Source organism: Staphylococcus delphini (genome assembly GCF_900636325.1).
GTDB lineage: Bacteria > Bacillota > Bacilli > Staphylococcales > Staphylococcaceae > Staphylococcus > Staphylococcus delphini.
This window is the reverse complement of record NZ_LR134263.1, coordinates 12,836-26,616: the sequence shown is the minus strand read 5'-3', so window position 1 is coordinate 26,616 and position 13,781 is coordinate 12,836. Positions and strand designations below refer to the sequence as shown.

The 13,781-nt window shown below is 39.6% G+C and carries 11 protein-coding genes, 2 tRNA genes, 1 riboswitch and 1 other annotated feature (1 of these 15 cut by a window edge); of the genes, 1 reads left to right on the top strand and 12 read right to left on the bottom strand.

Annotated elements, in window-relative coordinates:
* Positions 1–357: 357 nt before the first annotated feature.
* Together EL101_RS00110 and EL101_RS00105 are read right to left on the bottom strand one after the other, a co-directional pair.
* Positions 358–431, bottom strand: a tRNA-Asp gene (locus EL101_RS00110).
* Positions 432–437: 6 nt separating this feature from the next.
* Positions 438–512 (bottom strand) — tRNA-Glu (locus tag EL101_RS00105).
* Positions 513–618: 106 nt separating this feature from the next.
* On the opposite strand from EL101_RS00105, the gene EL101_RS00100 reads away from it, so the two are divergent.
* On the top strand, positions 619–1,512 hold the full coding sequence (locus tag EL101_RS00100; protein WP_096595921.1) for a YitT family protein: 894 nt from the start codon (positions 619–621) through the stop codon (positions 1,510–1,512).
* A gap of 1,246 nt (positions 1,513–2,758) precedes the next feature.
* On the opposite strand, the gene EL101_RS00095 is transcribed toward EL101_RS00100, so the two are convergent.
* From EL101_RS00095 to serS, 10 genes are all read right to left on the bottom strand, one after another.
* The gene (locus EL101_RS00095; RefSeq protein ID WP_096589023.1) at positions 2,759–4,042 is read right to left on the bottom strand and encodes an adenylosuccinate synthase; all 1,284 of its coding nucleotides are present in this window, start codon (positions 4,040–4,042) and stop codon (positions 2,759–2,761) included.
* A gap of 371 nt (positions 4,043–4,413) precedes the next feature.
* Positions 4,414–5,814: a replicative DNA helicase gene (gene dnaB / locus EL101_RS00090; protein WP_014612677.1), complete on the bottom strand. Its 1,401-nt coding sequence runs from the start codon at positions 5,812–5,814 to the stop codon at positions 4,414–4,416.
* A 155-nt stretch (positions 5,815–5,969) separates the two neighbouring features.
* Entirely contained in the window at positions 5,970–6,173 is a 204-nt protein-coding gene (locus tag EL101_RS13380; RefSeq protein ID WP_096595920.1) for a DUF6007 family protein, read from the bottom strand.
* A 101-nt stretch (positions 6,174–6,274) separates the two neighbouring features.
* Positions 6,275–6,721, bottom strand: a complete 447-nt coding sequence (gene rplI / locus EL101_RS00080; RefSeq protein WP_014612676.1) for a 50S ribosomal protein L9 — start codon at positions 6,719–6,721, stop codon at positions 6,275–6,277.
* Entirely contained in the window at positions 6,718–8,685 is a 1,968-nt protein-coding gene (locus EL101_RS00075; protein WP_096595919.1) for a DHH family phosphoesterase, read from the bottom strand. The genes rplI and EL101_RS00075 overlap by 4 nt, the downstream gene beginning before the upstream one ends.
* Before the next feature lie 4 nt (positions 8,686–8,689).
* Complete coding sequence (locus EL101_RS00070) at positions 8,690–9,601, bottom strand: DUF2232 domain-containing protein (RefSeq protein ID WP_019166062.1); 912 nt, start codon at positions 9,599–9,601, stop codon at positions 8,690–8,692.
* Between the two features lie 231 nt (positions 9,602–9,832).
* Positions 9,833–10,798, bottom strand: a complete 966-nt coding sequence (gene metX, locus EL101_RS00065; protein ID WP_096595918.1) for a homoserine O-acetyltransferase MetX — start codon at positions 10,796–10,798, stop codon at positions 9,833–9,835.
* A gap of 83 nt (positions 10,799–10,881) precedes the next feature.
* Positions 10,882–10,986: riboswitch (SAM riboswitch) on the bottom strand.
* 66 nt (positions 10,987–11,052) lie between these two features.
* Complete coding sequence (locus tag EL101_RS00060) at positions 11,053–11,382, bottom strand: AzlD domain-containing protein (RefSeq protein WP_019166060.1); 330 nt, start codon at positions 11,380–11,382, stop codon at positions 11,053–11,055.
* The gene (locus EL101_RS00055) at positions 11,379–12,071 is read right to left on the bottom strand and encodes an AzlC family ABC transporter permease (protein ID WP_096539801.1); all 693 of its coding nucleotides are present in this window, start codon (positions 12,069–12,071) and stop codon (positions 11,379–11,381) included. Before EL101_RS00055 ends, EL101_RS00060 begins: the two co-directional genes overlap by 4 nt.
* A 315-nt stretch (positions 12,072–12,386) precedes the next feature.
* On the bottom strand, positions 12,387–13,667 hold the full coding sequence (gene serS, locus EL101_RS00050; RefSeq protein ID WP_019166058.1) for a serine--tRNA ligase: 1,281 nt from the start codon (positions 13,665–13,667) through the stop codon (positions 12,387–12,389).
* Positions 13,668–13,741: 74 nt separating this feature from the next.
* Positions 13,742–13,781, bottom strand: a binding site (T-box leader); it runs 154 nt beyond the window's last position.

Sequence of the window (13,781 nt, the reverse complement as noted above, 5' to 3'; positions counted from 1 at the left end):
TTGGGGAGCAGGGTGAGGATATTGGCGTAGAGAGTCTCTAATTATAGATGAGCACGCCAAAAACCCCTTACATGTCACATATGCAACATGTAAGGGGTTCATTCTAATTAATGTTTACCACCAGATACGAAAATTGAGAGTAATAATTTAATGAATTCAATAATAGCCTTAACCATTAAAAACACCTCCTCTATACACTTTCAGTATATGCCTGTTAATTGTAAAAAAGAGGTATTTTGCCTGAATTACGACTCATACTGCTTAGTTGTCATAACAACGCCTAGCAGTCATCAGTTAGGCAAGCCTAACTGTCTTAAAAACAAAAAAAGTGCTCACCCTATTGGATGAGCACGTTAGCGGTCCCGACGGGAATCGAACCCGCGATCTCCTGCGTGACAGGCAGGCGTGTTAAACCGCTCCACTACGGGACCATTTCATGGTGACTCCTACGGGACTCGAACCCGTGTTACCGCCGTGAAAGGGCGGTGTCTTAACCGCTTGACCAAGGAGCCGTTCTTAAACACAAGATTGATTATAGCATCACCCAATCGGGTTGACAAGATTTTTTTCGGATTTTTTTGTATAATTTTTCATATAAAGTTGTTCAGGGGGGCATTTATGGAAACTCAAACAGAATCGAACGTCACTTACATCAAAGAAAAGCCTAAAAAGCCACGTCAATTTTTCAAGAGATTTTTCTTTATTACGTTAGGCGCAGTGTTGATGGGAGCAGCACTGGAGCTTTTCTTAGTACCGAATCAATTGCTCGATGGCGGCATTGTAGGTATTTCAATTATTCTGTCGCATTTACTAGGATTCAAATTAGGGGTATTCATCTTTATACTTAATTTGCCTTTCTTCTTTTTAGGCTATAAACAAATTGGTAAAACTTTTGCAATCTCTACTTTGTATGCCATCTTTATCTTATCCGTTACGACAATTGTGTTACATCCTATCGATCCTGTCATTAACGATAAATTTTTAGTTACGATTTTTGGCGGTGCAGTCCTAGGTGTCGGTGTCGGCATTGTGTTGCGTTATGGTGGCTCATTAGACGGTACAGAAATTTTATCAATTCTCGTTCACTCAAAATTACCTTTTTCAGTGGGTGAAATTGTGATGTTTATTAATTTCTTCATATTTGGCATTGCGGGCTTTGTGTTCACATGGGAGAGTGCATTATTTAGTGTTGTCGCTTATTTCATCGCCTCAAAAATGATTGATACCGTCCTTTTAGGATTTGATGAATCCAAAGCAGTATGGGTCATTAGTGATGCCTATAAAGAGATTGGTGAAGCGATCAATTCGCGTCTCGGTCGTGGTGTGACGTATTTGAAAGGTGAAGGTGCGTATACTGGAGAAGATAAACGTGTCATTTTCTGTGTGATTACACGTCTTGAAGAAGCAAAATTGAAAGATATCGTTATGGAAATCGATGAAAAAGCCTTTCTGTCAATCGGTAACGTTTCAGAAGTACGCGGTGGAAATCATCGTAAAAGAGATATTCATTAATTGTGGTGCAGCATTTGAGTGGGTGTCGTGTAATTCAACCATCGTCATCAGCGGTTGAGTCACATCTTAAACGTGCACCCAACTCAGCAGCATCATCAAATCATGTACAGCGGTTGAGCGTGCAAAATGTCGCTCAATACAATAGGACAATTGTAAGCCCTCCTAATAAAATTCAAGATATAAAAAAAGATGGGATATAAAAGTTTCAATTATCTTACCTTGATCTATTTTCATCAAATTGCCTCATTGATCACTCTTTTAAATTTTCACAATTGCTGTCATGGACTCACGTTTCTAGAAGTTCAGTCTGTCCTCTTCCCCTTTTTGAACATGTCACTTGCAAACGATTGCCGTCTTGGACTCGCGTTCCCAGGGGACTCGCCTCAACTAAATTTGGCTTGATTAAGGTGTACACTTGATGGAAGCCAAATTGGATTTTGGGAGCAGTACAGAAATCTCATGTGCAACAAAGATTTCGTCGTACTGCCCCCGCAAGGCTGACTAGACTTCTCAAAAGTGTATACGTTGAGAAGTCAGACAGCTACTGCGATAAACAGCAACCACTATTAAAGTAAAGAAGCGACTGTCAGCAGTATGCACGCATTCCCTCGGGAGTCTCGTCCATCCGGCAATCATGCATGAACAAGTGCAAGGAAAGAGGGCACACTTCCATTTCATCGACTCAGTTAGCTTCATCTAGACAGTTACTGCGTCAAATATTGGCCATCATTAAGTTTAAGAGGTAGAGACATAGGAAATTTTTGGCCTTAAACCCTTCATAGATTTATGATGCATTAATCATTTTGAAACAGTCGGAAAGTGGGGGAATGGGATACAAAAAATTGATGCTATTGTATAAACTTGCCCTCCATTTCGCTGTCTTTGATAAAAAATTGCCCAGAAGGCTGAGACTCCTGAGGGATCAGCTGGACCGGAAAATCCACCAATGCTTCAACAAATGTAATTGTAAAATCAAAGCGTTGGTTAGTTGGAGGTTCAGCCCCTAGTAAGAACGCGAAGCCTTCTGGGCAATCAAAAAACACAATAAATCATAAGGAGGGCAAGTTTAACAAAAAATGCATCAATGGCATCAAAATTTTTCCCATTCACCTTAATTGATTTGATTTTTCCACATTTTGCTTTTCATTCATCATAAGAAAGGAGCTAGGAAACGCAATGTTCTAGCTCCTTTATATCAGGTTAGTCTTACCGAAGTGTTGCCGGAAGACTCCCCTCATTTATTGTATTACCATAATTTTTCTACAACATTTGTTTGATTACGATCTGGACCTACTGAGAAGATAGAAATGTGTACATTACACAATTCAGAAATACGCTCTAAGTAACGACGCGCATTGTCAGGTAATTCTTCCATTGTACGTACGCCTGTAATATCTTCTGTCCAACCAGGTAATGTTTCAAAAATAGGTTCGCAACGTTTTAAGTCGTTTAAGTTCGCTGGATATTCTGTGATTTCTTTACCATCTAACTCATAAGCTGTACAGATTTTCACTTCATCTAAGCCTGTTAATACGTCGATAGAGTTAATAGATAAGTCAGTAATCCCACTCACACGACGAGAGTGACGTAATACCACTGAGTCAAACCAGCCGACACGACGCGGACGACCTGTTGTTGTACCGTATTCACGACCTACTTCGCGGATATGATGACCTTTTTCGTCAAATAATTCTGTTGGGAACGGGCCATCGCCTACACGTGATGTATAAGCTTTACATACACCGACAACTTTTGAAACGTTTGTTGGACCGACACCCGCGCCTACAGTGACATTACCTGCGACAGGATTGCTTGATGTAACGAATGGATATGTACCGTGGTCGATATCTAACATCACACCTTGGGCACCTTCAAATAATACACGTTCATCTGCTACGAAAGCATCGTCTAATACTTTTGCAGTATCTGTGACGTATGGTGCAAGACGTTGGCCTGCTGCATAGTATGTTTCAAAAATGTCTTCAAATGATGGTGCAGCTTGTTTAAACATACCTTGGAAGTAATCATTTTTATATTCTAAATTTTCTTTTAAGCGTTGTTCGAAAACTTCTTTGTCTAATAAATCTGCTACACGAATACCAATTCTTTGTGCTTTATCTACGTATGCTGGGCCAATACCTTTCTTCGTCGTACCAATTTTGTTGTCGCCACGACGCGCTTCTTCAAGTTCATCTTGTTGAATGTGATAAGGTAGGATGACGTGTGCGCGGTTTGAGATGCGTAAGTTATCTGTTGCAATACCTCTTTCATTTAAGCCGTCTAATTCTTTAAGTAATGCAACTGGATCAATCACGACACCATTGCCGATAACAGCAAGTTTGTCTTTATAAAAAATACCAGATGGCACTAAATGCAATTTGTAAGTTTCACCATCAAATTTGATTGTATGACCTGCATTATTACCACCAGAAAAACGTGCAATCACATCTGCTTGTTCCGCTAAAAAGTCTGTAATTTTACCTTTACCTTCGTCTCCCCATTGTGTCCCAACTACTACGATTGATGACATAAGAGCACCTCCAAGTTTTCTCAATTAACCAAACTGTATTCTACCAGTATCACATCATGAATGCAAATCAAAAAACGAACATTAAAAAATGAATTGCGCGTCAAGCTATTGGAGTCTTTCTAAAACAGCCTGACCCTTACAACCACGTGTTATACAAGTATTATTAGGCGCTTTTGCTCATGTCTAAAATCCTAACTTACATCAAAATCAATAAGTTGATATAAAGCGAAAACCGTACATTGAATGGTTGATGTTATATAACATACGGGTTTCATCCTTAAAATTATTTTTTCCTTTTCTGTTATTCCATGCCATATCAACAGAAAACGGCTGATGCGTCAGAACACCAACCGTTAAAAACACACGTTCAATTATCCCATATCCGCATGGGCATAATCGATATCTGTAAACTTATTGTATTGTTTCATAAAGTGCAGCTTCACTGTACCGGTCGGGCCGTTACGTTGCTTTGCGATAATGATTTCAATTTCACCATTTTCATCATTCGTTTGTGGTTCGAATCCACCATCATCGTCATCATCATCTCCATCGCCACGGTTATAGTAGTCGTCACGATATAAGAAAGCAACGATATCGGCGTCTTGCTCAATCGAACCTGACTCACGAATATCACTCATCATCGGACGTTTATCTTGTCGTTGTTCAACCCCACGTGATAGCTGACTTAACGCAATCACCGGACACTCTAACTCACGGGCAATCGCTTTAAGCATACGTGAAATCTCTGACACTTCTTGTTGACGGTTATCCGATGCACGTGAACCGCTTCCTTGAATCAATTGTAAGTAGTCAATCACAATCATATCCAGTCCATGTTCTTGCTTTAAACGACGACATTTTGAACGAATATCTGTAATTCGCACACCTGGTGTATCATCAATAAAAATTTTCGTACGAGACAATTTACCGACTGCCACTGTAAATCGATTCCAGTCTTCTTCAGTCATCGTTCCCGTACGTAAACGGTTCGAATCGACATTACCCGAACTACAAATCATACGTGTCGCCAATTGGTCTGCACCCATCTCTAATGAGAAAATGCCGACCGTATATTGATCTTCATGTGTTGCTACTTTTTGCGCAATATTAAGAGCGAAGGCAGTCTTACCTACAGAAGGTCGCGCCGCTAAAATAATGAGATCATTACGGTTAAAGCCTGCTGTCATCTGGTCTAAATCGCGGTAACCTGTAGGAATCCCCGGTGTTTGACCACTATTTTGATCCAATTGTTCCGCATTATCATAAACTTGTCCTAATACATCACGAATATCTTTAAAACCGTCACTCTCGCGTGTAGAAGACAGTTCCAAGATACGACGTTCTGCATCGTTCAGCACGGTATCTAAATCTAATTCATCGTTATAACCATCGTTCGCAATACTATCCGCAGTGTGAATGAGCTTACGTTTGACCGCATTTTTGAACACCACGTCTGTGTAGTATTGAATATTTCGCGTTGTCGGTACATTCGATGTAATTTCAGCAAGATATTGGGGACCTCCTGCTTCATTCACGACCCCTTCTTGTGTGAGTCTATCCAAAACAGTCACAATATCAATATCTTTGCCATCTTCATTCAGGTCCATCATCGCACGGAAAATATGCTGATGCGCACCACGATAAAATGATTCGGGCAACAAAATTTCTTGCGTGGACGACATCAATTCTGGGTCGAGAAAAATCGCCCCCAGTACAGATTGTTCCGCCTCATGACTGTGTGGCATTCGATTATGTTCATACATTTCATCCATGCCAATGACCTCCTCACTTTCATGACATATACTTAACATATTCTATAATAACCTAAACCGAATCACAATACACGATTCAGCATGCTCAAAAATGTAAATGGCTGATATGCTCACGTGCCTTAAGATTCATGAATTTAACATAAGTATCGTACGCTTTATGACTTCCTTTTCTTTCTCAAATATAAGATGTAAATCACCACAGTGGACAATCCAATAGAAGATAGCACCACAATAATCAAAGACATGATCACTTCAAACAGGCTATCTTTAGGTAAAAACTTGATAACGAAAGACATTGGAATGATAGATATGATATAAACCCACACATACCTTTTTAATTCTTTTTCTATATTTTCCATTTGATCAAATCCTTTTTAACTCGCACTTTCTCTATAGTATTCCAAATGATGTATGAAAAAAGCCGGTGACCTCTGCACCAGCTTTCCTCACAATCCTATCATTATTGCTCTACAGTATGCACACGAATCGTACCTTCAACCTCTTTATGCAGTTTCACAGGCACGTTGGTATAACCTAACGCGTGAATACCGTGTGGCAATTCCATTTTACGTTTATCAATCTTAATATCATGTTGTGCTTTCAATGCTTCAGCGATTTGTTTCGTACTAATAGAACCGAACAATTTACCGCCTTCACCCGATTTCGCTTTTACTTCAACTTCAAGCGCTGCTAAACGTTCTTTTAACGCTTTTGCATCTTCAAGCTCTTGTTGTTTGTCTTTTTCAATACGTTTATTTTTTTGTTCTAACTGTTTCAAGTTCCCCGGAGTTGCTTCAACAGCATAACCATTTTTGATTAAGAAGTTGTTCGCATAACCCACCGGTACGTCTTTAACTTCACCTTGTTTACCTTTACCTTTAACATCTTGTGTAAAAATCACTTTCATGATTCGTCACTCCTATCCAATTGTTCATTAATCGCTTGTTGTAATTTTTCGATAGCCGCTTCAACAGTCACGCCCTCTAGTTGTGTTGCAGCGTTTGTGAGATGACCGCCACCGCCCAATGCTTCCATAGTGAGTTGGACGTTGAATTCGCCAAGTGAGCGGGCAGACATACCGACGAGATTTTCTTCACGACGGGCAACGACATACGCCGCTTCCACACCATCAAGACTCAACAATTCATCTGCTGCTTGGGCCACAGTCACAGGATGATAGATTTTATCGTCTGGACCATGTGCGATGGCGATACCGTTCTCTTGTAATTTCACCGTACGAATCAACTCTGAACGGTTAATATACGTCTCAATATCATCTTTTAAGAAATGTTGCGTTAAAATCGTATCGGCCCCATGCGCACGGAGATAACTTGCTGCATCAAATGTACGTGAGCCCGTACGCAATGTAAAGTTACGTGTATCGACGATGATACCTGCATACATGACCGTCGATTCTAAGCGTGTTAAGCGTTGTTCAGTCGGTTGATACTCAAGTAGCTCCGTCACGAGTTCTGCGGTAGAGCTTGCATATGGCTCCATGTAGACGAGTAACGGACTTGAGATAAAGCTTTCGCCACGACGGTGATGATCAATGACCACTTTACGATTGGCTTTATTTAAAATGTTCTCGTCAATGACCATTTCCGGTTTATGCGTATCAACGACGACAAGTGTTGTACGAGATGTCATCATATTCCATGCATCATCGGACGTCACAAAGCGCTCTTTCAATTCAGGCTTTTCATCGATTTCATCCATCACACGACGTAATGTAGGGTCGATGTCAGACTCATTTAACACGATGTAGGCTTCCAGATTGTTCATCATCGCAAATCGTGTGACACCAATCGCCGCACCAATCGCATCTAGGTCTGGGCGCTTATGTCCCATGACGATGACTTTGTCGCCTTCTAATAAGATGTCTTTCAGCGCATGGGAAATGACACGCGCTCTCACACGGGTACGTTTTTCCATCGGGTCAGTCTTACCGCCGTAAAAACGGACGTTGCCATTCATATTTTTAATCGCAACTTGGTCACCACCACGCCCTAACGCAAGATCAAGACCAGATTGTGACAATTCACCCAAGTCAATTAAGTTTTCTGAGCCTTCACCGACACCGATACTTAAAGTGAGTTGTGCACGATAACCGACACTTTTTTCACGAAGCTGGCTTAAAATATCAAACTTTGTCTCTTCTAATTCACGTAAAATACGACGATTCAAATAAGCAATAAATTGATCGGAACTGTAACGCTTGAAATACACATTATGTTCTTGTGCCCAACGACTAATGACACGTGTCACCATCGAGTTGATTTCAGAACGTTGCGTATCATTCATATTTTGCGTAATTTCATCATAGTTATCTAAAAATAATGTCGCAATAATCGGCTGTTGATCATCGTACGCTTGTTGGATGGTTGCTTCTTCCGTCATATCTATAAAATACAAAATGTGTTCTTTTTCTGAATAACGGACACGATAGGCATATGCACCATCGGCTATTTCAATTTCTTTTGCTTTTTCGAGTTGCTTTAAAATATTCGGGTACACTTCATTGATCGAATCTGAAATGACATTCCTTTCAATCCGCTCTGACATGAAAGGGTTGACCCACTCAATTTGATCATTTTCATTTAACACAATCAAACCTAGTGGCATCGTTTTGACTGCACGATCACTACCTACTGATATTTTGCCACTCAAATCATCTAAATAACGATCTAAATAACGATAGAAACGTCTAAAAATGAAGACACTGATAATGAGCATGACAAATAACAGAATAGCAGCGATAAACGCAAGCCACTGATTAAAGAAAAAGGATAGACCTACAATGATGATTGCTGTAACGGTAATCACTAAAAAAGGTACGATCAACGCTTTCTTCATTGAATGACGATTCATCTTGTCACCTCTTATCGTTTTTTATCATACGTTTTAAATTCAATCCCAAATCGAGTAAACCAATGAGGCGTGTCATTGGATAAAATAGTACACCGACAATCACTAAAATCACTTTTAACGCGCCGGGCATTCTTTTAATAGATGCAAAGAAATGAATAAAACTTAAACCTTGAATCACTAATAAGAAACCTAAAACGATTTGGAAATTAATGCCAATGCTGTTCGGCGTAGTGGCAGGTTGTGTTGTAATCGTTGTTAATAATGCCAATGCATACATAATGAAAACTGAACGCTTCATTTGCCAGAAAAATAGTGGGCGAAATACAGGTGTTGCCACTTTGAACTTACGTAAAATCGGGAAAATGATAAGTAATGTAATGAACGCATAAATGGCAATCGCTACTACAATCATCCCTGGCAGCTGTATTGCAAGTTGTTGAATCGAATTGTTTAAAATCTCTTGCGCTTGTTGATCTAAATTTTCTAACTCTGCAGCTTGATGCATGATTGCACGATACGGTTGCAATAAGTCGTCAGCATACGGGATTTTTTTCAAAGTTTGTAAAATCATGATTGCACTTAATGTTAAAACACTTGCCACGAATGTCGTTAAATATAAGATGCGCTCTTTAGATGCACGTTGGATTAATAACTGACTGATGACCATACTTAAAACTAAAATAATGATTAAAAATGTCATCACAAAAACGTTGCCTGTGAGCGTTGAGAGAATAATCGCAATAAGTGCGACTAAGCCAAACGAATGCTTAGATTGGTACCATAAAACGATACCTGGGATTAAACTAAAGCATGCCAAAATGATTGCTAATCCAGGCATAACATGTATAACTAAAGTCACCGCTAACAACGCCACAATGCTGATTAGGGTTGCTTTAGGATTAATTTTCGAAAACAAAGACGCCACTTCCAAACTATTATAGTCTATAAATTCTATTTTACAGGCTTTGTAATATCAATACAATTTGCGCCACATGATTTCACGCGTCTTACAATTGAATTACAAAACGTCACTTTCTTGAACACATTAGAAAAGCTATATTTTAGCTATTATCCCTAAAATATAGCTTCTTGTCTAGTATTCTTAGTTGACGCAATTATAACAAAAATGTAACGTTTTCGTCTAAAGTTAGCGTCTAAATCGTGAAACTTTTAGGAAATGATAAAGGTACGGCGCCCAATCATTAAAATTCAATAAAAAGCCATCATGCCCTACATTATCAGGCACAAAGAAATGGCGATGATATTTGAAATAACAGCCTAACGCAGCGACTTGGTCATCTGGATACAACAAGTCATCTGTAAAGCCGAGCGTGAGTACTTTCGTGTCTAATGATTGGAATACGTTTGCGACATCATCTCTACCATGGTGAATGTCATGACTGTCTAACACATCGAGAAGTGTTAAATAACATTGTAAATCAAACTGTTCTTTAAATTTATCACCTTGATGCTTTTGATATAACACGACTTCATCAGGTGTGAAGCGGGCGTCATAACTTTTAGAGGACCGGTACGTTAAAAAGCCGAGTTGTCGCGCGATACTTAACCCTTCTTCTCCTGCTAAATGAATGGCTTGTCTCGCTATTTCATTAAACGCCCTACTATAAGAAGACGTCTTTTCAGTAGCTGCTAAAATGACCGCCTTTTTCACTTCAAATTTTTGATTGTAGAGGAGCTCCATCACTTGCATGCCACCTAAAGAACCGCCGATGAGAATGTCGATTGTTTGATGACCGAGTGCTTCAATGCCTTTTTCGAGCGCACGCACAATATCTCGCATAGTGAGCTTTTGTGGAAAGTTTGGATCTGTTAAACGAGAACTCGACCCAAATGGACTGCCAATCACGTTAAATGTCAGAAACTGGTAATCGTGAACTGGCATATACCCCCCGTCAATAATTTCTCGCCACCACCCTGGATTGTCTTCTGTACCATAAGTGAGATGGTTGCCTGTCAACGCATGACATACGACGACGAGTGGCTGACCAGGATAACCTACATATTCATACCGAAGTTTCAAATTTTCAATCGTTTCACCTGATTCTGTCGTAAATGCACCTAATACTAATGTGTCCACACGATAATTCACCATTTTAGTCTGCCCTCCCTCTAAAAATTAAAAACGTTGTACAACCTTTGACGGCTATACAACGTTTGTAAGTCAGTTTTTAAATGAACTTATCATCCACATGACGTGGTTGGTTGTAGCACCGTACTTATAACGATAAGTGGTTGCTGAAGTGTCACTGGGCCAAATCCCTCAACTTCTCTTAATAAGCTTATTTTTAATAAAGTTATGTTGTGTCTTTAATCATACCGTAAACCTATCACGTATGCAAATGATTGTTAGAATAATCCGATAATTCTCAACAATGCCACACTGACCATACCGACAATAACTGTTATCGTTAAACTCCTCGTCCAAAAAGCAATGATAAGTGTCGGAATGAGCGCGATGATAAAGTTCCAATTCAATGTATAACCCATCACGCCTTCTTGTTGCTGAATGAATCCATCGACCACTAACGCAGTAAATAATGTAATTGGAATAAACGTCAGCCATTTGAGCACCTTGTCAGACAGTTCCATACGTGAAATCATGACAAAAGGTGTGATTCTGATGAGTAAAGTGCCCAGTCCTGCTAAAAAGATCGTCCAAAATACGTACATGCTCATCGGTCAATCACCATCCCTATCGTCGCACTTAAAGTCGATGCAAGTAAGATTGCTAAATACGAAGGTAAAAATAGACTGAGTAGCAACATCATAACAATGACGATTGCAACTAAGTAGAGATAGACCCGTAATTTCGATTTCGTAATACCTTCAAATTGTGAAATTGCTAAAAAGATAAACATCGCTGTAATCGCGTAGTCCAAGCCAAATACTTCTGGATGTTGGAAGAAGTCACCTAACAATCCACCGAGCACAGTAACCAATGCCCAAAATAAGTAGGCCAGTAAATTTAAGCCATACATCCACTGATATGTTATCGTGTGTCCTTTCGAATAAGGCGTGATCGCAACAGCAAATGTTTCATCCGTCAACAAAGACCCTACCCCTACCCTATGTATAAAATGATCATGTTTGAAATTTGGCGCCAATGTCATGCTTAATAAAAACATACGGCTATTGACAATCATCGCAGTGAGTACAATGACCCAGATCGGCGTTTGTACGGCAATGAGTGCGATAATAATAAATTGCGCTGCCCCTGCATAAACGAGTAAAGAGAGCAGTAATATTTCTAAAATGTTGAATCCTGATGCGACACTCACAATTCCAAATGAAAAGCCTACCCCAGCATAGCCTAGTACAGTAGGGAGACAATCGCGGATGCCTTGTTTAAATGTAGTGTAAGACATTGAGACTCACCCCCTTGAAAATTATTCTTATTATAGTACAACATATGTTATTACGCTATCAGGTCAGTCTTACCTTATACAACCCTAAGTCTACCCTACCGTGTAAAAACACCGATAAAAAGGCGTTTATATAGATTTGAGAATATTAAGATAACGGGTAATGAGGTGCGTCTTCTTTTGTTATTTTAATTACTTTTTACCCTCCCCTACCCGCTTCACATGCTAAAAAATCAGGAGCTCGAATAATGAAAATCCGAGCTCCTGATTTGATTTCAGCTATTCTTTATTTGGTTGTTCGTAACGTCCATTTTCATTTTACAGTGGTTTAATGACTGTTTGACCACCCATGAATGGGACTAACGCTTCAGGCACTGTAATCGTACCATCTTCATTTTGATAGTTCTCTACAATCGCCGCAAACGTACGACCTACTGCTAAACCTGAACCATTTAACGTATGTGCATATTCAGGTTTGGCATCTTTATCACGTTTGAAACGGATGTTGGCACGACGCGCTTGGAAATCTACACAGTTTGAACATGAACTAATCTCTTTATAGTCATTGTAGCTTGGTAACCATACTTCTAAGTCATAAGTTTTACTTGCACCGAAACCAATATCCCCTGTACATAAAATCACGCGACGGTATGGTAAATTCAATGCTTCAAGAATTGCTTCTGCATTTGATGTCATTTCTTCTAAAGCATCCCAAGAATCTTCAGGTTTTTCGATACGTACCATTTCAACTTTATTGAATTGGTGAAGACGGATTAAGCCACGTGTATCACGGCCAGCTGATCCTGCTTCACTTCTGAAACATGCTGATTGACCTGTAAACTTAGCTGGTAAGACACCCGGCTGTACAATTTCGTCTCTATAGTAGTTTGTCAAAGGCACTTCAGCAGTTGGAATTGTGTATAAGCCTTCTTTTTCTACTTTAAACAGATCTTCTTCAAATTTAGGCAATTGACCTGTACCGTACATCGCTTTAGCATTCACTAATTGTGGTACCATCATTTCGCGATAACCGTGTTGTGTCGTATGCATCGTAATCATAAAGTTCATTAACGCACGTTCTAACTTAGCACCGTCATTTGTTAAATAAACGAAACGTGCACCAGAGACACGTGCGGCACGGTCAAAGTCTGCCATTTCTAGTGATTCTACTAAGTCCCAGTGTGCTTTCGCTTCAAAGTCGAACTCACGTGGTGTTCCCCATCTTTTAAGTTCTACGTTATCAGAATCATCTTCACCTTCTGGCACATCATCGTGAATAAGGTTTGGAATACGTGATAAGATGTCATTTAATTTCGTATCCGCTTCTTTTAGCTGTGCATCGATATTTTTAATTTTTTCGCCTACTTCACGTTGCGCTTTAATCGCGTCATCCGCATTTTCTTTATTACGTTTCTTTTCAGCAATTTGTTGAGAAGCTTTGTTACGTTCTGCTTTTAATTCTTCAGTTTGTTGGATGTAATCACGGCGTTGTTGGTCTAACGCTAATACTTCATCAACAACTGCAGGATCCATTTGACGTAACGCGATTTTCTCCTTAACTCTCTCTGGTTCATTTCTGAATAATTTAATGTCTAACATAAGTCGACTTCCTTTCATAAAGTAATTTAAAAATTTAAGGAGGATCACTCAAAATAAAAAACCACATCCCTCACACAAGGGACGTGGTTTGACGTGTTGCCACCCTATTTAACA

Bases quoted from the DNA above. Each gene is read 5' to 3' on its own strand.
- EL101_RS00100 (WP_096595921.1), top strand. From the start codon at position 619: ATGGAAACTCAAACAGAATCGAACGTCACTTACATCAAAGAAAAGCCT.
- EL101_RS00095 (WP_096589023.1), bottom strand. From the start codon at position 4,042: ATGTCATCAATCGTAGTAGTTGGGACACAATGGGGAGACGAAGGTAAA.
- dnaB (WP_014612677.1), bottom strand. From the start codon at position 5,814: ATGGATGAAATGTATGAACATAATCGAATGCCACACAGTCATGAGGCG.
- EL101_RS13380 (WP_096595920.1), bottom strand. From the start codon at position 6,173: ATGGAAAATATAGAAAAAGAATTAAAAAGGTATGTGTGGGTTTATATC.
- rplI (WP_014612676.1), bottom strand. From the start codon at position 6,721: ATGAAAGTGATTTTTACACAAGATGTTAAAGGTAAAGGTAAACAAGGT.
- EL101_RS00075 (WP_096595919.1), bottom strand. From the start codon at position 8,685: ATGAATCGTCATTCAATGAAGAAAGCGTTGATCGTACCTTTTTTAGTG.
- metX (WP_096595918.1), bottom strand. From the start codon at position 10,798: ATGGTGAATTATCGTGTGGACACATTAGTATTAGGTGCATTTACGACA.
- EL101_RS00060 (WP_019166060.1), bottom strand. From the start codon at position 11,382: ATGAGCATGTACGTATTTTGGACGATCTTTTTAGCAGGACTGGGCACT.
- EL101_RS00055 (WP_096539801.1), bottom strand. From the start codon at position 12,071: ATGTCTTACACTACATTTAAACAAGGCATCCGCGATTGTCTCCCTACT.
- serS (WP_019166058.1), bottom strand. From the start codon at position 13,667: ATGTTAGACATTAAATTATTCAGAAATGAACCAGAGAGAGTTAAGGAG.